This window comes from Alistipes shahii WAL 8301 (assembly GCF_025145845.1).
GTDB lineage: Bacteria > Bacteroidota > Bacteroidia > Bacteroidales > Rikenellaceae > Alistipes > Alistipes shahii.
The window spans coordinates 1,665,465-1,685,877 of sequence record NZ_CP102253.1; the positions used below are offsets into that span (position 1 = coordinate 1,665,465).

The 20,413-nt window shown below is 57.8% G+C and carries 13 protein-coding genes; 12 read left to right on the forward strand and 1 reads right to left on the reverse strand.

Features of this window, described 5'->3' with window-relative positions; genetic code table 11:
* Positions 1–9: 9 nt before the first annotated feature.
* Positions 10–2,916 (reverse strand): TonB-dependent receptor, encoded by a 2,907-nt coding sequence (locus NQ492_RS07285; RefSeq protein ID WP_157359466.1) that lies wholly within the window; start codon positions 2,914–2,916, stop codon positions 10–12.
* A 559-nt stretch (positions 2,917–3,475) separates the two neighbouring features.
* Between NQ492_RS07285 and NQ492_RS07290 the strand changes: the two genes are divergently transcribed.
* The 12 genes from NQ492_RS07290 (at position 3,476) to mobV (ending at position 20,407) form a co-directional block, all read left to right on the forward strand.
* Positions 3,476–3,994, forward strand: a complete 519-nt coding sequence (locus NQ492_RS07290) for a peptidase associated/transthyretin-like domain-containing protein (protein ID WP_157359465.1) — start codon at positions 3,476–3,478, stop codon at positions 3,992–3,994.
* The gene (locus NQ492_RS07295) at positions 3,964–6,210 is read left to right on the forward strand and encodes a porin family protein (protein WP_015546948.1); all 2,247 of its coding nucleotides are present in this window, start codon (positions 3,964–3,966) and stop codon (positions 6,208–6,210) included. Before NQ492_RS07290 ends, NQ492_RS07295 begins: the two co-directional genes overlap by 31 nt.
* Before the next feature lie 94 nt (positions 6,211–6,304).
* The gene (locus NQ492_RS07300) at positions 6,305–8,503 is read left to right on the forward strand and encodes an alpha-galactosidase (protein WP_015546947.1); all 2,199 of its coding nucleotides are present in this window, start codon (positions 6,305–6,307) and stop codon (positions 8,501–8,503) included.
* Positions 8,504–8,587: 84 nt separating this feature from the next.
* Positions 8,588–10,705 (forward strand): Tex family protein, encoded by a 2,118-nt coding sequence (locus tag NQ492_RS07305; RefSeq protein ID WP_044054266.1) that lies wholly within the window; start codon positions 8,588–8,590, stop codon positions 10,703–10,705.
* A 247-nt stretch (positions 10,706–10,952) separates the two neighbouring features.
* Complete coding sequence (locus NQ492_RS07310) at positions 10,953–12,077, forward strand: sulfatase-like hydrolase/transferase (protein ID WP_050794767.1); 1,125 nt, start codon at positions 10,953–10,955, stop codon at positions 12,075–12,077.
* A gap of 528 nt (positions 12,078–12,605) precedes the next feature.
* Positions 12,606–13,922 (forward strand): site-specific integrase, encoded by a 1,317-nt coding sequence (locus NQ492_RS07315; protein ID WP_015546945.1) that lies wholly within the window; start codon positions 12,606–12,608, stop codon positions 13,920–13,922.
* A gap of 55 nt (positions 13,923–13,977) precedes the next feature.
* The gene (locus NQ492_RS07320) at positions 13,978–15,843 is read left to right on the forward strand and encodes an RNA-binding domain-containing protein (protein WP_015546944.1); all 1,866 of its coding nucleotides are present in this window, start codon (positions 13,978–13,980) and stop codon (positions 15,841–15,843) included.
* Between the two features lie 6 nt (positions 15,844–15,849).
* Positions 15,850–16,260, forward strand: a complete 411-nt coding sequence (locus NQ492_RS07325) for a MerR family transcriptional regulator (protein WP_015546943.1) — start codon at positions 15,850–15,852, stop codon at positions 16,258–16,260.
* Positions 16,253–17,356 (forward strand): competence protein CoiA family protein, encoded by a 1,104-nt coding sequence (locus tag NQ492_RS07330; protein WP_157359464.1) that lies wholly within the window; start codon positions 16,253–16,255, stop codon positions 17,354–17,356. The genes NQ492_RS07325 and NQ492_RS07330 overlap by 8 nt, the downstream gene beginning before the upstream one ends.
* Positions 17,357–17,533: 177 nt before the next feature.
* Positions 17,534–17,851, forward strand: a complete 318-nt coding sequence (locus NQ492_RS07335) for a helix-turn-helix domain-containing protein (RefSeq protein ID WP_259874028.1) — start codon at positions 17,534–17,536, stop codon at positions 17,849–17,851.
* 2 nt (positions 17,852–17,853) lie between these two features.
* Complete coding sequence (locus NQ492_RS07340) at positions 17,854–18,738, forward strand: toprim domain-containing protein (protein WP_015546940.1); 885 nt, start codon at positions 17,854–17,856, stop codon at positions 18,736–18,738.
* A gap of 244 nt (positions 18,739–18,982) precedes the next feature.
* Positions 18,983–20,407 carry a MobV family relaxase gene (gene mobV, locus NQ492_RS07345; RefSeq protein WP_015546939.1) on the forward strand — a complete coding sequence of 475 codons (1,425 nt, stop codon included), beginning with the start codon at positions 18,983–18,985 and terminating at the stop codon, positions 20,405–20,407.
* Positions 20,408–20,413 lie beyond the last annotated feature (6 nt).

Genomic DNA, 20,413 nt, shown 5'->3' on the forward strand with positions numbered 1-20,413 from the left:
TGCAACTCTTTAGAATTTAAGTTTTAGTTCCGCGCCGAAATAAATATCCGTATTTACGCGCTTATAAGTTCCCGTACTCTTCAGCAACATTTTAGGATGCGAGTTCGTAAAGTTGTTGGCGTAGAATGAAATCTGGGCAATCCTGCCGATCTCTTTCGTAACACGGAGGTTGGCCATGAAATAAGGCTTGAACGAATTTTCGACAAAGGTCGTAGTCGCACTGCCCGTCTGAAGGTATTCCCGGTAAGCCGCTCCATAGGTAGGATCGTTGTACAAGTTCCGATTGAACGGCAATAGCTGACCATCCATGTTCATATAGAAATCGGGGTCCCGGTAGATCATCTTGCCATTCGTCCCATTCGAAAAATCGCCATAAACGGGATTATTGTCGTCATCGAGGATGTAAACACCGTCTGCCTGGAGATTCCGGGTCCGGTTGAGCCATACACACTGGACGGTCAGTGTTGTAATCAGACGCAACTTCGGAATGTGCGTGATCAGGTTAATATTGGAATTGAACCGGGTGTACACCGAACCGGAAGAGACGGATTTGCCTCCATAATAGGCTCCCAGAAACGGGTTGTAGATATTCTTACCGTCAATAGGCACTTTCACCGAGGAATAAGTATCGTACAACAACACGCCCTCGCTATCCTTCCGGGTCATGGTCATGTATGCTCCGTTGACAACGACCGAAGTCCGGACCGGACGAATCTGCCCGAAATCGAACGTATACTCGACACCCCACTTGTCGTATTTACCGTCATTGGCCGGTTTCTTGACGGATGCCGTATGGAATATTTTCTCATCCCGATAGTCGAGCGGCTCGCCTCCCACGCCCAGAACCGGTTGTCCCGGATTGTTCGGATCATCCATATAAACCGGAACTTCCGTCCCTTTATAGGTTTCGTATTCCCGGAATGACAATACCTGCGGAACCATACGAAGGGTATAACCGTTACGCATCTTTTCATTATAATAGGTAATGCCTCCCTTGACACCGAACATATCGAAATCGAGACCCACTTCGAAGTTCTTGCTGTACTGCATCTTCAGATCGCGGTTAATCATATCGGACTGCGGGGTCACGAACGTAGTCCATGCCGCCACAGGCCCCGTCTCGGCAGTTCCGCCCCAGCTGAACGAAACCCGGTCAATATACACCGGAAAAGGATAAAGCAGCCGCAGGGCCGGCAACGTGGTCTGGATGCCCCAGCCGGCGCGCAGCGACAGTTCGCGGACCTTTTTCGGCGCGCGATTGCTGATGATCGTATATTTGGCGTTAAAACGCGGATCGACGGCCCACTTATCGTTCAGCTGATCCGTCGCCATATAGGTAAAACGTCCGCCGGCCTGCAACGTGAGCGATGTTTTTCCGATCGGCAGCGTCGCTTTTTCTTCGGCGAAGACAGCCACCTGATTCAGGAAAGGAATGTCGCTGAACGGCTCCGGACGGAACGACATGGGACGCACGCCTTCGTAATACTGTCCTTTGCCGGTGTTGCCCGAATTGTTCCACTCGACACCGAGCATCGCCTTGTTGTAGACCTTGCCGTAACGCCCCGAAAGTTCAGCCACCATTTTAGCCGTGGTGTAATAGGCCATACTCAAATTCCGAATATCGCTCAAGTAATTGTCAGGGGTGAATTCAGTCAGATACTCCCCGTTTTCCAAAGCTCCGGGATTGGCGACACCGAGGGCGCTGGGCGCCATCTGCTGACGGGCGTACTGACGGGTCATCGATGTATTGAAAACGTATTTCAACGACGTAATCCACGACTTGTTGAGCAGCCACGAACCATTAAGGTTGATCGACAGGTTCCGATCGTCCAACTCCTTGCGTTCAGCCTGCGAGATATTGTCCGGATCAGCCTTTGTAGTGCCGCGCGAAAGGTAACCGCTCACCTTCGCATTGAACTGAAACGGCGTGCGGTCACGGTTGAAGGTATTGGTATAACCCACCGAAAACGTTCCGCGGTCATAAGATTCCTCCACCGTACGGATGTCCTTCATCGCATTGGCGTAGTCGATCGACGCATTGAGGAAACCCTTGTCGGACCCCAACGCATAACCTTTAGTCAGCGACACGGCCTTGGTATCCGACACGGTCTTCACCCGGATTTCATAGGGAGTGCGGCCCTGCTTGGTCTTGACGACGACCGCTCCGGCGCTCATATTGCCGTATTCGGCCGACGCAACGCCGCGGATGACCTCGATCGACTCGATATTGTCGGTCGAAATGGTGCGCATGTCGATACCCCGGCTGGTTTGCTGCCCGAAAGCGGCCGCTTTTCCACCCATCAGCATCGCGCTATTATTCACAACGGCTCCATCGACATAGACGCCCACCGAACTGGAGTTGATGCTGTTCGCATCCTTACCGTCCGTCATCGAATTAGGCAGATCACGGATGCCGACGAAATTCGAAGTGGAGTTCGTCAATTCCGGATTCGCGGTCAGCACGCCCGGCAACAACTGCATCACGTCCTTGACGGAGGTGGCTTGCAGGTGGTCCATCGCCTGACGGTCGATCGTCGACGAGGAGTTGATGCTGCGGCCCCGCTGGGCCGTTACGGTCACGGTGTTGAGTTGCAGGCTCGACTCCTTGAGGCGCAGCGAGAGCGCCCCGATCGAAGCGCTGACCGTCACCTTGTACGAAAGCGGCTCGTAACCCAGGCAGGTTGCCTCGATGGTGTAGCTGCCGGTGGTCACCGACGGCATCCGGAACCGGCCTTTGGCATCGGTCACCACCCACAGCTCAAGCGTCGGAATGGAAACCACGCAGCCCGCAATCGGCTCCTTCGTGTTGTACTCCGTCACGGTCCCTTCGATGGAGACCTTCTTCGGAGCCTGGGCCCGCACTCCCAGCGGAATGCAGACGCCCGCCAATAAAAGCATTAGTAAAAATTTCTTCACGGCAAACAGGGTTATGTGAATAGTAAGAATGTCATTCGTTTTCGGGGGACAAAGATAGAGTGCCGCACAACAGGCGGCAACCCCGAGAAATGGGGATTTCACCGGTCAGGGGACACAATAACGGCTTCCGGCAGCTGCATGGCGCAACTGTCGGGCATCGGGAAACACGCGACTGTCAACAGATGGTAGGGCAATTCCCGCGGGGGGGGGAACCCGGGCCGGGAATTCGTCGGCATGGTCCGGAACGCTGATCCGGGCGGTCGCCGGGCGGCGGTTCAATCCACTCTTCCTCATGCCAGTTTCATTTGATTCAAGACAAATCTTGTTTCGCAAGATAAGAAAAAAACACCATTCCGAACATCTTTTCGAACCATGAATTTAACCGAACTTACAATCCGAACGCATCCTGCGGCATATCGCGACAATGTTTAACCGGATTTCCGCCTGCGGTTTCGATCCGAAACGCCCCATTCGGGCCGAAATTTCTTTTTTTGCGGACCGGCTGTACTATGGACGGAAATTACTATCTTGCGGCCAATAAACCTTCACCCCCCCCGGTTTGACGCGTTACATACTACTGATTCTCGCCCTTCTCGGGTTTGTCGGCATGCCCTCCGCACATCCGGCGGGGAATCATGCGCTCCAATCCTTCGCCCTCTCTTACCAACCCATGAACTTCGGCCGGCCGGCGCGCACGGTCGTCACGGTCGAGGACAAGGAGACGCACAACCCGCTGCTGGGCGCCACGGTCTCGCTCGTCAGCAGGGCCGACACGCTGCGGGGAACGACCGTCAAGGAGGATTTCTACCGCATCATGGCCGTCTACCGCTGCGACCGGATTTTCCGCGACTCGGTCGACCTGGAGGTCACCTACGTGGGTTACAAGCCGTTCAAAAAACGCTACGGAAACACCGAATTCCGGGGACGGATCGAGGTCAAAATGGAGGTCGACGAACAGTCGATCGCGCAGGTCGTGGTCGTCGGGCAGCAGGTCGCCATGGTCTTCCGGGGCGACACGACGGTCTACAACGCGGGGCGTTCAAAACCATGGCCGACGACCGTTTCGCGGAGCTGCTGAAACAGCTGCCGGGCGTCGAGATCAAGGACAACAAGATTTACGCCGAAGGGCAGGAGGTCAAACGGGTGCTGATCGACGGGAAAAACCTCTTCGGCTCGAAAACCTCCTACGCACTCACCGACCTCGAAGCCTCGGACGTCCGGAGCGTGCGGGTCTACGAGGATTTCAGCCCCGAGGCAAAGCGCCTGGGGGACAACACGGCCGAAAAGGAGAAGGTGATGGACGTCGAAACCAAGTCGAAGCGCGGTTACATCCTGGGCGGGAATCTGGAGGGCACGCTCGGCGCGAGCCTCGAAAGGGACTACTCGGGTCGGCATGAAATCCGCCATTCCGAGGCCGGAAGCTTTTACCGCAACACCGAAAGGGGCAACTGGCGTCTCGAAGCCTCCAACTCGAAGGACAACATCCGGCAGGGAGAAGGCGTCTCGTTCGACTCGAAGACGACCCCCACGAAACAGACCGACGCCCAGGCGGACTATACCCTGCGCCGGGGCGACTCGACCAACGTATCGACCGCCGTCCGGTTCGGACGCAGCCGCCAGAGCAGCACGGGGTCCTCGCAGACCGAATATTTCCTGACCGAAGCCTATGCCCTGCGCAGCGAGGAGAGCCGGAACGAATCGCTCTCGAAATCGCTTTCGGCGGAGATCTCGAACTACGTCAACATCCAGCGGAAGAAGAAGGTTTTCGGGGCCATGACCACCTTTTCGATCGACGACGGCTCCACACTCGGGCACAGCCGCACGCAGCAGCGGATCGACGACGAAAAGACCCGGACGAACCTCAACAGCAACTCCGACAGACGCAACATCCGATTGAATGTCAGCATTTTCTTCCACTCGAAAATTTCCGAACGGTCGACCCTGTCGTTCAACGTCTCGGGCAAATACGCACCCGGCGACCGGGACGGCTGGCGGGTCGACACGACGGCCTCGACACCCGGCCTGCAGGTCAAACTGCGCAACGACGGCGACAGCCGCAACTATTCGTTCGGCGCCAATCTGGGCTACCGCTACAAACTGGGAAAAAAGGGTTCGGTCAACGCCTCATACAACTTCAGCCGCGATTACACCCGCTCGAAACAGCTGGCGGTCGATTTCCTCTCCGACCCGCAGGGCGTCGTCGACACGGTCAACTCCTACCATTACACGACCGACACCTACACGCACAGCCTGCAAACCAGCCTGCAATACCGGAGCGGCGACGTCTGGATAATGGCCGGACTGGGCGGAGTGCTCTACGACATCGCCCGCAGCGAGCGCTTCCCCAAGGAGGAGCGCTTCCCGCGGCTGTTCTTCCAGCTCAACCCGACGGTCTACCTCTCGGTCGGCAAGTCGCGGAAGCGTTTTTCGTTCAACCTGGCCTCCTTCCCGCAGATGATCCCGCTCGACGCGCTGCGCTCGACGCTCAACGCCACCAACCCCCTTTCGTTGCAGGCCGGAAACCCCGGTCTCAAGTTGCAGAACGACCTCTCGGGATCGGCGGGATTCCAGTTCACCGACGTCAAAAAGGCCCTCTCCTTCAGCGTGCGGCTCAACGGCAGCTACACCTTCAACTACATCGCCCAGCGACGCACGCTCTTCCTCGAAGACACCTACCTGCCCCAGTACGACTACACGGCACGGAAGGGTGCGCAGCTCACCACGCAGGCCAACGTCGGGGGCAATTACAACCTCGGGGGCAGGGTCTCCTACTCACAGCAGATCAACCCGCTGCGCTCGACCCTGAACGTCTCGGTGAACTACGGCTTCAGCCAGACGCCCTATTTCACCGGCGAAGACCTCTTCCACTCGGTCCGCCATTCGCTCGGCTTCGGCTTCGACTCGGGCTTTTCGAGCAAGGTCAAGCTCAACATCCGCTCCAACACCTCGATGAGTTCCTACACCACGCAGAAAGAGACCGCGCAGGAGCTGCGCGAACAACTCACGGCGCGCGTCGACCTGCGCTTCGGCAAGTATTTCGGGTCGGTCGGCACGCTCTACGAATTCTACTGCAACAGCCGCTCGCACGCGCTCACGCGCCACAACGTGATCCTCAACGCCTCGGCGGGGCGCAAGTTTGGCAAGGAGAACCGGCTGGGGCTTTCGGCGGGCGTCATCGACATCCTCAACCGCCCCGACTACGCCACCACGAGTTTCGACACGGATTACATCGTCACCTCCTCAACCTCCTACCTGGGCCGTTACGGCTACCTGCGCGTCGCCTACACGTTCTGATCGGAAGCCGCCCGGAATTACGGTGTTATTTCGGTTTATTTCGTATAGTTTCGCATATTTTCGTATCTTTGGACGCAGAAACCGTTTAAAGCGTATGAAAAAACTACTGATCCCCCTGATTGCCGCCTTTGCCGCGAACACCGTATCGGCCGCCGCGCCGCAGCAGGTCATCGACATCAGCACCGACAAGGTCTCGATGGTGCTCACCGCCGCCCCCGGAGGCGAAGTTTATTTCCGCCACTTCGGCGGACGCATCGACGACCCGGCGCCGCTGGCCGACTACAAGAGCAACCGCCGCAGTGACCACGGAACCGAGGACCTGGCCTATCCCGCGACGGGAGGCCGCAACTTCCGCGAACCCGCCCTGCGCGTCACCCATGCCGACGGCGACATGAACACCGAACTGCGCTACGTGTCGCACGCCTCGAAACAGCTCTCCGACAAGAACGTGACGGAGACCGTCGTGAAGATGACCGACTGCTGCCAGGCGCTCGACGTGGAACTGGTCTTCACGGCCTACGCCCGCGAAAACGTCATCACCACGCACGCCGTGATCCGCAACCGCGAGAAGGGTCCCGTCACGCTGCACAGCTTCTACTCCTCGTCGCTCCCGCTGAAGGCCGACAAATACCTCCTGACGCACCTCTACGGGGCCTGGGCGCGTGAAGCGCAGGTCGACCACACGCTGCTGACCCACGGATCGAAAAGCATCGAGTCGACGCGCGAGGTGCGCACGACCCACACCGAAAACCCGGCGTTCCTGCTCACGCTGAACAGCGATTCGTTCAGCGAGACCTGCGGCGAAGTCATCGCCGGAGCGCTGGCCTGGAGCGGCAACTTCCGCCTCAACTTCGAGGTCGACGAATTCGACGTGCTGACCGTCCTGGCCGGCGCCAACCCCAACGCCTCGGAGTACAGGCTCCGCCCGGGCGAGACGTTCACCACGCCCGAAATGATCTACACCCACTCGTTCTGCGGCGCGGGCGGCGCCTCGCGCAACCTCCACGACTGGGCGCGCAACTACGGCGTCTACCACGGCCACGAGGTCGTCCCCACGCTGCTCAACAGCTGGGAAGGCGCCTACTTCAAGTTCGACGCCAAGGTCCTGAAACAGATGATCGACGACGCAGCCTCGATGGGATTGGAAATGTTCGTCCTCGACGACGGCTGGTTCGGCAACAAATACCCGCGCAACAACTCCAACGCCGGACTGGGCGACTGGCAGGTGAACGCCGCGAAACTCCCCGAAGGCATCGACCACATCGCCTCCTACGCCCACTCGAAGGGACTGAAGTTCGGCATCTGGATCGAACCGGAGATGGTCAACCCCAAGAGCGAGCTGGCCGAGAAGCACCCCGACTGGATCGTCCGTCCGCCGAAGCGCGAAGCGCCCACGACCCGCAACCAGTGGCTGCTCGACCTCACGAACCCCAAGGTGCAGGACTTCGTGTTCGGAGTCTTCGACAACACGATGAAACTCTCGGACAAGATCGACTACATCAAGTGGGACGCCAACCGCAACGCCAACAACGTGGGTTCGGCCTACCTCCCGGCCGACGAACAGTCGCGCTTCTGGATCGACTACGCGCAGGGCTTCTACAAGGTGATGGAACGCATCCGCGCCAAATACCCCGACGTGCTGATCCAGGCCTGCGCCTCGGGCGGCGGCCGCGTGGAGTACGGCGCCCTGAAGTATTTCGACGAAGTGTGGATGAGCGACAACACCGAGGCGCTTTCGCGCGCGCGCATCCAGTACGGCACGAGCCTTTTCTACCCCGCCGTCGTGATGGGTTCGCACGTCTCGGCCACGCCCAACCACCAGACGGGCAACATCACGCCCATCAAGTTCCGCTTCGACATGGCCTGCGCCGGACGCCTCGGCATGGAGCTTCAGCCCAGGCAGATGACCGACGAGGAGCGGCAGTTCGCCCGCCGGGCCATCGCCAGCTACAAGGAGTACCGCGACATCGTGATGCAGGGCGACCTCTACCGCATCGGCACGCCCTATGACAAGAGCGGCTGCTACGGCCTGATGTACGTTTCGAAGGACCGGAAGCAGGCCGTGCTGTTCACGTACAGCCTCCGGTACCAGGGCCGCTCGCTGATCCCGAAATTCCGCTTGCAGGGCCTCGACCCGAAGACGGGCTACACCATCCGCGAACTGAACGTCGACAAATCGCGCAACTGGTTCGACGGCAAAACCTTCAGCGGCGAGATGCTCTCGAACGCCGGCATCAACCCCTCGATGCCGAAGATTTACGACAGCGGCGTATTCCTGCTCACGGCGGAATAGAAGCTGCTTCGTCGCGAAAGCCACCCCGGGATTTGCCGCCGGGGTGGCTTTTTCCTATCTTTGCCGAAGAACATTTTTCCGAACATGATCGAACAAATCATATCCCGACGACTGCAAATTCCGCTGCACCAAGTGCAGGGGACCGTGCGTCTGCTCCGCGAAGGGGCGACGATACCCTTTATCAGCCGCTACCGCAAGGAAGCGACCGGCTCGCTCGACGAGGTGCAGGTCGCCTCCGTCAAGGAGTGGCTCGACCGGCTCACCGAACTCGAAACCCGCAAGCAGACGGTGCTCACGACCATCGAGGGGCAGGGCAGGCTGACCCCGGAACTCCGCCGGCGCATCGCGGAGTGCTGGGATGCGGTGGAGCTGGAGGACATTTACCTGCCCTACAAACCCAAACGCCGCACGCGGGCCACCGTGGCGCGCGAACGGGGCCTGGAGCCGCTGGCCGAAATCATCCTGGCGCAGCAGTCCCGCAACGTCGTGCAGCAGGCCCGGCGGTTCGTTTCGGCCGAAGTGCCGACCCCGGAGGAGGCCCTCGCCGGGGCGTGCGACATCGTCGCCGAACGTATCTCGGAAGACGAGCGCGCCCGCAATACGCTGCGCCGCACATTCGCCCGCGAAGGCATCGTCCATTCGAAACTCGTCAAAGGCAAAGAGACGGAAGGGGCGAAATACGCCGACTATTTCGACGCCGCGACGCCCCTGCGCAGCATCTCGTCGCACCGCTTCCTGGCCATGCGCCGCGGCGAGGAGGAGGGCATTCTGAAAATCGCGGTCGACGTGGATGCCGAACATTGCATCGAAAGTCTCCGCCGACTGTTCGTACGGCCCGGCTCGGCGACGCGCGAATGGATGGAAGCGGCCGTGGCCGACTCGTTCAAACGCCTGATACGCCCCTCGATCGAGACCGAACAGCTCGCGGCGGCCAAGGAGAAGGCCGACGACGAGGCGATCCGGGTTTTCGCCGAGAACCTGCGCCAACTGCTGCTCTCCTCGCCGCTGGGGCAGAAGCGCGTCGTGGCCATCGACCCGGGATTCCGCACGGGATGCAAGGTCGTGGCGCTCGACGCGCAGGGCAACCTGCTGCACAACACGACCGTCTACCCCCATCCGCCGCAGGGCCGGGCGGCCGAAGCGGCCGAGGCGCTGAAATCGCTGGCCGCCAGGTACAAGGCCGAGGCGTTCGCCATCGGGGACGGCACGGCGGGCCGCGAGACCGAACAGCTGGTCCGCAGACTGGGGCTGGAAGGCGTGGAGGTATTCATGGTGAGCGAGGACGGCGCGTCGGTCTACTCGGCGTCGGCCGCGGCGCGCGAGGAGTTCCCGGACTACGACGTGACGGTGCGCGGGGCCGTGAGCATCGGACGCCGCCTGATCGACCCGCTCTCAGAGCTGGTCAAGATCGACCCCAAGTCGATCGGCGTGGGGCAGTACCAGCACAGCGTCGACCCGGCGAAGCTCAAGGCGCGGCTCCGGACGGTCGTCGAAAGCTGCGTCAACCGCGTCGGCGTCAATATCAACACCGCCTCGAAACACATCCTGACCTACATATCGGGGCTGGGACCCGTGCTGGCGCAAAACATAGTAGCCTACCGTGCGGCGAACGGGGAGTTCAAAAGCCGCAGGGCGCTGCTCAAAGTGCCGCGGCTGGGAGCCAAGGCTTTCGAGCAGGCGGCCGGGTTCCTGCGGGTCGTTGGAGGCGCGAATCCGCTGGACAACAGCGCCGTGCACCCGGAATCGTACGCCGTCGTCGAGCGGATGGCCGCCGACGCGGGCGTGACGGTCGAACGCCTGCTGGCCGACAAACAGCTGCGCAGCGGTCTCAAGGCCGAACGATACGTGAGCGGAGAAACGGGGCTGCCGACCGTGACGGACATACTCGAGGCGCTCGACAAACGGGGGCTTGATCCGCGCGAACAGTTGCAGGTCTTCGCATTCGACCCCAACGTGCACACGATCGGCGACCTGCGCGAGGGAATGCTTCTGCCGGGCATCGTCACCAACATCACGGCCTTCGGGGCTTTCGTCGACATCGGCGTCAAACAGGACGGGCTGGTGCACATCTCGCAGCTGGCCGACCGCTACGTGGCTTCGCCGGCCGACGTGGTGCATCTGGGACAGCACGTCGAAGTGCGGGTGACGGGCGTGGACACCGTTCGCGGACGCATTGCGCTCTCGATGCGCCGCGAAGCATAAAAGACCGGATCAAGCGAGGCCCTGCAACGGCCATCCTGGTCGAAAAATGGCCTTTTAAGGTCGAATATTGTCCGCCCGGTCCGTAAAACATCGCTACCTTTGGGTATTCAAACCATTAACCCATTTGTCCGATGAGAAAAAACAACCTGCTCATTACCTCGTCGTGCCTGCTGGGGGCACTGGCCTCGTGCTACGGGGCCTTCGGAAAGAACCCGCGACCATCGGCAAATGGCATCTGGGGTGGGATTTGACATACAAGGAAGGCAAGGCGAAAACCGTCGACAACATCGACTTCACGAAGCGCGTGGCCAACGGTCCCACCGATCGGGGATTCGACTATTTCTACGGGCTGACCTCGCCGTCCGGACCTCCGCACCTCTACATGGTCAACGACATGGCGGAGAAACAGCCGAACACGAGATTCGAAGAATCAGGCGGCGGACTGTATAAAATCAAGGGCGGCATCGGCCACAGCGACTGGAGCTCCGACGGCATGCAGCCCCACCTGGCGGACAAGATGCTCGAATACCTCGACGAAAACAAGGATTCCGACAAGCCGTTCTTCCTCTACATGGCGCTGACGGCTCCCCACATCCCGCTTTTCCCGAGCAAGGAGTTCAAGGGCAAATCCAAGATCGGCGACTACGGCGACCTGGTGATGATGATAGACGACATCGTCGGCAGGGTCAATCGAAAGCTGAAGGAGATCGGCAAATACGACAACACGATCGTCATGTTCGCCGCCGACAACGGCTGCGCCGGTTACATCAACATGGACAGGATAAACCGGAAAGGGCACTATCCGTCCTATATTTACCGGGGCTACAAGTCGCACGGCTGGGAAGGCGGCCACCGCATTCCCTTCATCCTGTCGTGGGGCGACCGGTACGGACACGTGACCGATAATTCGCTCGTCTCGCTGACCGATCTGTACGCCACGTTCGCCGACATGCTCGGCTACCGGATAGCCGACGACGAGGCCGAAGACAGTTTCAGCTTCTGGCCGATACTCGACGGCTCGGGCAACGCCGCCCGGACCGACCTGATCGCCACGTCGGGAGCCGGCTATTTCACCTACCGAACGCCGCAGTACAAGCTGATATTCAACGCGGGAAACGGTTCCGGCGAAGAGTACAGGATCGACGGACAGCCCCCGCTGCAATTCTACGACATGGTCAACGATCCCGAAGAGAAGGTCAACCAGATAAACAATCCGGAATACGCGGGCCGGATCAGGGAGATGGCCGCCCGGGTGAAGAAGTACATCGAGGACGGCCGATCGACGCCCGGAGCCAAAGCGGCCAACGACGGCGGCAATTCCTGGAAACAGATCACCGACATAATGAGCGGCCTGTACGCCGGGAACAGGTAAGGGCGAAACTGCGTCGAAGGATGCCGGAACCGCCGTCCGGCTCCGATCAAAAAACCTCCGTATTCCGGAATCGAATGCGGAGGTTTTCAATTGGCGGCAACGAGCTGGCGCGGGACATGCTCGAAGATACTGACGAGCAGGCTGACGCCTTGTTATTGCTGAATTACAAGCGATAACGAAACAACCGAGGCTGATAAGGGTCCTGACAAAGAAAAAGTCCTCGGAAGTTATTAGCTTCCAAGGACTTTCTTGGTGGAAAATTGCCGTCCGGCATTGCTCTCGCGCCATTTCCGCGCACGCCGTCCGGCGACTTTCCGGCAGCATTCGCTGCTTCAGTTGAGGTCTGAAGCGGACGCCATAAATTTGAATCGAATTTTACCGATTTTAATTTTATTTTATCTATATATCAATATTTTACATCTGTTTTTCATCAACTGCGAGGTCTGGAAGTTTTCGAAAATTCGGCCGATGTATGACAAATGTATGACAAAAATGATTACATTTGCAGCAGATAAAACCTCCTGACCTATGGCTTCATTCTGCTATCGCATCCGCTCGACCCAGAAAAACAAACTGGTCAAAATCCAAATTCTCTTCACGGTTGGCCGCGGGAATCAGTTCTACGTCGACAGCCAATATATGGTGCTGACGGACGCCTGGGACAACAAGCGGCAGACGGTCAAGAGCCGCTTCACCTTTACCGATGACTTCACCGAGCAGCAGGGGCGCGAGCTGACCAAGAATCTCTCCGAACTGCGCAGCCACATCCTCGGAGAGATTGCCAAGGATCCCGAACACGCGATGACGAAGACACGGCTGGAGAAGATCATCTACAGTTTCCACCACCCGCGCAGCCTCACCTCAGGCCGCCGCGTCCGCACCCGCGAATCGCTCGGCGACTACATTGCCCGCTTCACGCGCGAGATGGAGGAGGGCACCCGGCTGAACATCCACAAACTCCGCTACGGCCCCTCGACCATCAAGAACTACAAGGGGTTCGTCGTGCAGTTCGACGAGTACTGCAAAGCCAAACGCAAGCAGTTCGACTTTGCCGACATCGACCTGAAGTTCTACGACGACTTCGTCGCCTGGTTCACCGCCAAGAACTACTCCGTCAATACGATCGGCCGCCACGTCAAGGAGCTGAAGATCATCATGCGCGCGGCCCGCGAGGAGGGTCTGCACGACAACGGAGCGATCGAGAGCCGCAAGTTCCGCGTGCTGACGGCCGACGTGGAGAACATCTACCTGACGGAGTCGGAGATCCGGGCCATCGCCGCGCTCGATCTCTCGAAAAACCGGCACAGGGATGTTGCCCGCGACATCTTTCTGGTGGGGTGCTACACGGCGCAGCGCTTCAGCGACTACTCGACCATCAACGAAGGCAACATCCGCACGCTGGAGAACGGACAGCAGGTCATCGACCTCAAACAGCAGAAGACCGGTAACCACGTCGTCATTCCGGTCCGTCCCGAACTACAGGCCATCCTGGAAAAGTACGACAACCGGCTGCCGAGAACCTACGAACAGAAGGTGAACCACCTCATCAAGGAGATTGCACGCGAGGCGGGCATCACGGAGAAAGTCGAGGTCTCCTACATCGAGAATGGCGAAAAGAAGAGTCGGCTGGTCGAGAAGTGCGACCTGGTGAAGACCCACACGGCGCGGCGCAGCGGCGCAACGAATATGTACCTGGCGGGAATCCCGACCATCGCCATCATGAAGGTTACGGGCCACAAGACCGAACGGGAGTTTATGAAGTATATCAAGATCACCGAGGAGCAGACCGCCCTGGAGCTGATGAGCCACCCCTATTTTTCGGGGGCAAGCAACACAACACGATAATCTTAAAGAGTGTTGTCCGGGAATTTTCTTAACTTTGTCCAAACAGACTGATGCAATGAAAGACGATACGAAGGAATTAACACTGTTCGACAACTACGATTTTATAGAAAAAATCGAATCTCTGATGGCCGACTGTGAATCGGCCGAGGTGGAGTTCAAATCCGCCAGGGGAGGGTTTCCGGGCAGCTTGTGGGAAACCTACTCCGCTTTCGCCAATACGCAAGGTGGAGTCATCGTATTGGGCGTCAAAGAGAAGGACGGGAAATTCACACTTGACGGCATCACACTGGAGCAGGCGCGCAAATACAAAAAAGAGTTTTGGGACAACGTAAACAACAAGGCTCATTGCAGCGCAAACGTCCTGCAGGAGAAAGACGTGCAGGATGGCGAATACAACGGGAGCTATGTCCTGGTATTCAATGTACCACGGGCTCCCCGCAACAAGATACCCGTATATCTGCATAACAACCCCGAGAATACATTCAAGCGGAATTACGAAGGAGACTATCGGTGCGATGCAAGCGAAATACAACGCATGTTCGCCGACGCTGATATCACAGAACATCCCCGCGATTACAAAATTCTGCCCGAATTTACCATCGAGCAGGATATTGACAAGGCAACTCTTGAGCAATACCGCCGGCTGGTCGCAACCAAAAGCCCCGATCATCCGTGGCTGCTGCTGGACGACAAACATTTCCTGATGAAATTGAAGGGTTACCGGATCGATCGCCGAGAAAAGATCGAGGGACTGACACTTGCCGGTCTGCTGATGTTCGGCAAAACGGACAGCATCACCGACGCCTACGGATGTCCGCAATACTTCCCCGATTACCGCGAATATTTCAGTTCCAATCCCGACGACCGCTGGACAGACCGCATCTGCCCGGACGGCACCTGGGAGGCGAATCTGTTCCAATTCTACTACCGGGTCTATCCCAAGCTGGCCGCAGCCCTGCCCAAGCCTTTCGCCCTGAAGGACGGCATCAGAGAGGACGAAACACCGACACATACGGCTCTACGCGAAGCGTTTATCAATGCACTGGTCCATTGCGACTATTCAGTTGACTCAAACATTACGATCGAGCTACACAAGGATTGTTACATATTCTCCAATCCAGGCTCCCTGCTGCTCTCCATTGCCCAATATTATCAAGGAGGCAACAGCGTATGCCGCAACAAGGCCCTGCAAACGATGTTCATGCTGATCGGTTCAGCAGAAAAGGCCGGAAGCGGTGCCGACAAGATCATGCAAGGTTGGAAAAAGGCAAATTACCGTAACCCGCGAATCGAGGAGATTACTCATCCCGACAAAGTCGTATTGACATTGCCCCTTGTCAGTTTGTTGTCCGATGAGGTCATCTCCTATCTGAAATCCCTGTTCGGTGAGGACATAACGTCCATAGAACACAACAAGTTGATGACCCTGGCAACCTGTTGCAGCGAGGGCGAGGTCACCAACTACCGGATGCAATTGGTATTGGACAAGCACAGTGCCGATATCACAAAGTTGCTCAAAGAGTTATGCAATGACCGATACCTTATTCCCGAGGGAATCGGCCGCGGCACGCACTACAGAATCAACAAAAAATTCCGGGAGAGGGAACTCCCCGGGAATGTTGCTAGTAATGTTGCTAGTAATGTTGCTAGTAATGTTGCTAGTAATGTTGCTAGTAATGTTGCTAGCTCTCCAGACAAGGAAAGGCGCAGAAGATTATCATCCAGCGAATTACACACAGCCATTCTGCAGGCATGTGTTGATTTTGAATCGCTGGAGGCCATAGCTAACAAAGTAGGGAAGAGTCTACGATACCTGAAAAACAGAGCCATACCCATCATGGTTGCCGAAGGGTTATTGGAACGTGAATATCCCTATATGCCGAAACATCCCCATCAGCGATACCGTGCAAAAAAGAGATAACCAGCCATGCCGCGCCGTCGAAAAATAACGATCCGGGCCTCCGAGCTGAAGTGCTTCGAGACGCTCGTCCAGGAGCTGCACCAGCGGCCGGAGTTTGCCGGATTCGATCCGTCGAGCCTGCACGTCTGGGCTTACGAACGGTATGAGCCGAAGTTGAAGGATGCCGACGCGATTCTGCGCCGCTTCGACTACTGGCTGGGCGTACACAAGGGCGAGCGGTATCTGATGGCAAACGGCAGCCGGCTCTTCAACAAAAAGGAGCTGGCCGAGGCGCTAGGCGTCGCACGCCCGACACTCGACCGATGGATAGCGAACGGATGGCTGGAGCCGTGCCGCGTTCAGATCTCGGCCGGCGGCGACACCCTCTTTGCAACCAACGCCGTTCGGGAGGTACTAATAACGTTTTCCAATGAATAATTCGTCAAACAAAGATCAACACTATGCATTGGATTCTTCCGGAAACATTAGACACATAAAAGATGCTAATCCAAGCAATGACGAATTTTTTTGTCTTTTTTGCCATCGTCAAATGATTGCAAAGCAGGGGAAAATACGGCAATGGCACTTTGCGCACAAGGCTCTTTCTCCTAACTGCAGCTATGAAAGTTACTTACATTCATTGGCCAAACTTTTAATCCTACAAAAACTCAGAAGTGAACAACCTTTCGGAGTCGAAATTAAAGTTCCGTTCACTTGTAAAAATAAAGAGACCTGCATATGGTACGAAGATTCATTTGATGAATCTTGCAACTGGACTGGATACAAAAATTATGATTTAAAAAAATTCTATAACACATTTGAAGTTGAAGCCTTCTACGATAACTTTCGCGCAGACATTCTCCTTTCAAATTCCATTAAAAAGTATACACCGGTCTTTATCGAAATATATGTTTCACATCCTTGCGAACATCAAAAGATTGACTTAGGAAATAAAATCATAGAACTAAAGATCAACTCGGAAGATGATATAAAATCAATCATCAATAGCCCCATCATCACAGAAGACGGAAATCTTATCAGATTATATAATTTCAAACCGAAAGGAGACTTTACCGGTCCACCTCAACATCCCAAGCAATTGGTGAAGTTTTCAGTTTTTGAAAGCTATAAAATGTATTGTGGAAATACGGACTGTCAGACATTCTCATGTCACAGAAACAAAGCTATCTTCGAGTTAACCTCCGACTTTCATCCCGACTTTCTCCCAGAATATTCTCTATATGATTATGGAATCGTAGAACTATACGATTTGGATCCTAACCTCAAAGTATGCAACCTCTGCCGCTATTATAGGCCCCGAGACATATTATTCGACGATCTGTTCGACATAAGAATCAATAAACGTCCAATTTTTTGCTGCTTATACAAAAAACTCGGGACTGATAAATATCGAGACCCATCAGATGCACGCACTTGCACTGCATTCCGGAAAATAGATGGAAAAACAATGGCAGAGATTAGACAAGAATATAAAATGGTAAAAACAATCATTTGGAAGAAACCAAATGATTAGAAGGCCTATTTTGCATCGGGTGGAATCCGATTACACGGCAGTACCAACCGAAGCAAACGAATGCCAAAGTCCGGGAACGGGCGGCGGCATGTCCTCGGTGTGGCACCGGTTGGCATCGGTTGGCGCTGATTTGTAACGCCATTCGCCATTTTCGGAAGGGGTTCGGAAAGCCTTTCTTTGCGTCATCAACCAAATTCGAATCTTATGACCAAGGAAATCTTTCTGAGCGGCATGACCGCCGACCAGCTCTCGGAGATGATTCGCGAATCGCTGCGCAACGAGTTGCGGCAGCTCCACCCCGAACCCTCCGCCGAGACACCGAACTATCTGACCCGTCGCGAGACGGCCCGCCGCCTACGCATTTCGCTCGTGACGCTCAACGACTGGGTGAACCGCGGGCGGATCCGCGCCCACAAGATCGGCGGGCGCGTGCTCTTCTGCGACAGCGACGTCGAGGCGGCTCTGCACCGGATTGTCCCCATCAAAAGCCGATAGCCATGAAGACGACCTCAGATTGCATCGGCATCCGGGAGTATCTCCTCCGCCGGGGACTGCACCCCCACCGCGAAACCGCCACCCATGGCATGTTCCTCTCACCGCTGCGCGAAGAGCGCACCCCCAGCTTCAGCGTCCGCTACGACAAGGGGCTCTGGTACGACTTCGGACTGGATGAAGGGGGCACGCTCCTACAGCTAGTCATGCGCCTCGAAGGGTGCGGCATGGCAGAAGCTATCCGACACCTGCGCAAAGAGGCCGCGAACGAAGTCCCCTTCCAGCCCCTCCCGACCGCCTCACCGCGCGAAGACTCCCCGCTGCGGATTCTCAGCGTCGGGACGATTCGCCACCCGGCGCTGATCGGCTATCTGCGCGAACGCGGCATCGACCCCACCGTGGCCGGAGCACTGTGCCGCGAGGTTCACTACGCCGTCGGCGAGCGGCGCTTCTTCGCCATCGGCTTCCGCAACGATGCCGGAGGATGGGAGCTGCGCAGTCCGCAGTTCAAAGGGAGCAGCGCCCCGAAAACCATCACGACCTTCGACCGGCACGGCGACACGGCGCTGCTCTTCGAAGGGTTCTTCGACCTGCTCTCCTACCTGACGCTGCAACATGAGCCGGAACCGGCCGTCGACACCGCCGTGCTCAACTCCGTGGTGAACCTTCCCCGCGCCCTCCCGTTTCTCGCACGCCACGCGACGATCCACGCCTTCCTCGACAACGACGAGGCGGGGCGCCTCACCCTTGAACGACTGCGCAGCGCCCTGCCCGATGCGACCGTCATCGACCGTGCGGAGAGCTACCGCACCCACAAGGATCTGAACGAATCGCTCCGATCGTCCGCGAAGGTTTCCCGCACGCCGCGTCGTCGAGGCCGCAAGTTGTAACGTCACCCGGAATGACACCGGAACCGTCGCCCACCCATCGGCCGCTTCGCGACCGCGGCTTTTCCCCCAAGGAAAAAGCCATAACCTATTAGGGCTTTTTCCGACGCATCGGCCCGCCGACGCTGAAAAAGCCCCAATAGGCCAAAGGGTCAAGCCCCTCTGGACACCCCCTGTCGTGCCGCGCACGCCGACCGCCAAGGCGGTCCCTTCTTCAACCACACAACCCTCGAAAAACGACCGTACCATGGGATATGCCGTCCTGCATCTCGACAAAGCCCCGGGCAACGAGGCGGCCATGACCGCCCACATCGCCCGCACGAAGATACCCACCAACGCTTCGCCCGAACGCACCTGCCTCAACGAGGAGCTCGTCGAATTTCCCGAGGAGGTGGGCGACCGCACGGAGGCGATCAACTACCGACTCGAACACGCCGGTCTCACGCGCAAGATCGGAACGAACCAGGTGCGGGTGATCCGCGTCATGCTGACCGGTTCGCACGACGCGATGAAGCACATCGAGGCGGAAGGATGGCTTCCGGAGTGGTGTGCCGACAACCTCGCCTGGCTGCGCGAGACCTTCGGAGCGGAGAACGTCGTCTCGGCCGTCGTGCACCGCGACGAATCGACCCCGCATATCCACGCCGCCGTGGTGCCCATTGTCACGGGCGAGCGCCGCAAGGCCCGCACCGCCGCATCCGAATCCCCGGGCAAACGACACTACCGCCCGAAATCCGCCGCACGGCCCCGCCTCTGCGCCGACGACGTCATGTCGCGCGTCCGCCTCAAGCAGTATCAGGACACCTATGCCGCGGCGATGTCCAAATACGGACTGGAGCGCGGCATCGACGGTTCGGAGGCGCGCCACATCACCACGCAGGAGTTCTACCGCCAGGCCATCGCCCAGCAGCAGAATCTGCAGGAGAACATCGACGCGCTGCTCCGTCTCGAAGAACAGAAGCGGAAGGTCGTCGAGCTGCTCAAACAACAGGAGAGGCAAGTGCGCACCGAATACGAACAGACCGCCTCACTCCAGGCGCAGAAGAGCGCCGAATTGAACCGCACCGAGGCCGAGCTGAAGAGCGTGAAGGGCGAGCTGAAGGGAGCCAGGTTAAAAAACGCCGCGGCGGAGGTCGGGTCGAATATCGTCGAGGGGATCGGGGCGATGATCGGCACCTCGCGTATCAAGCGGCAACAGCAGGAGATCGACCGTCTCAACGCGGAGAACGCCGCCCTGCACGAACAGATCGGGACGCTGAACCGCGCCAACCGCGAGGAGAAGGTCCGGCATGAGCAGGCTGAACAGCAACTGCAGGCGAAGCTCGACCGCATCGAACACTGGCTGCCCGACACGCAGACGCTCATCCGCTGGGGCGAATACTGCCGCGACATGGGAATCCCGGAGTCGGGCGCCCGCGAGATCATCGCCATGAAGCCCCTCTACGTCTCGGGCGAGCTCCGCGCTCCGGAGTATTCGCGCCGCTTCGACGTCTCGAATACGGAGATCCGCCTGCAACGCGACCCGAACGGTCCCGGAGGCTTCCAGCTGCTCATCGACCGCCAACCCGCACACACCTGGTTCCGCCAACGGTATGTGGAGCTCATGACCCGCCTGGGCTACCCCGTCCGCCCCGAACGTTCCGTCATCCGACGACATACCATTAAACGATAACACCTG

Bases quoted from the DNA above. Each gene is read 5' to 3' on its own strand.
- NQ492_RS07295 (WP_015546948.1), top strand. From the start codon at position 3,964: ATGGCCGACGACCGTTTCGCGGAGCTGCTGAAACAGCTGCCGGGCGTC.
- NQ492_RS07300 (WP_015546947.1), top strand. From the start codon at position 6,305: ATGAAAAAACTACTGATCCCCCTGATTGCCGCCTTTGCCGCGAACACC.
- NQ492_RS07305 (WP_044054266.1), top strand. From the start codon at position 8,588: ATGATCGAACAAATCATATCCCGACGACTGCAAATTCCGCTGCACCAA.
- NQ492_RS07315 (WP_015546945.1), top strand. From the start codon at position 12,606: ATGGCTTCATTCTGCTATCGCATCCGCTCGACCCAGAAAAACAAACTG.
- NQ492_RS07320 (WP_015546944.1), top strand. From the start codon at position 13,978: ATGAAAGACGATACGAAGGAATTAACACTGTTCGACAACTACGATTTT.
- NQ492_RS07325 (WP_015546943.1), top strand. From the start codon at position 15,850: ATGCCGCGCCGTCGAAAAATAACGATCCGGGCCTCCGAGCTGAAGTGC.
- NQ492_RS07330 (WP_157359464.1), top strand. From the start codon at position 16,253: ATGAATAATTCGTCAAACAAAGATCAACACTATGCATTGGATTCTTCC.
- NQ492_RS07340 (WP_015546940.1), top strand. From the start codon at position 17,854: ATGAAGACGACCTCAGATTGCATCGGCATCCGGGAGTATCTCCTCCGC.
- mobV (WP_015546939.1), top strand. From the start codon at position 18,983: ATGGGATATGCCGTCCTGCATCTCGACAAAGCCCCGGGCAACGAGGCG.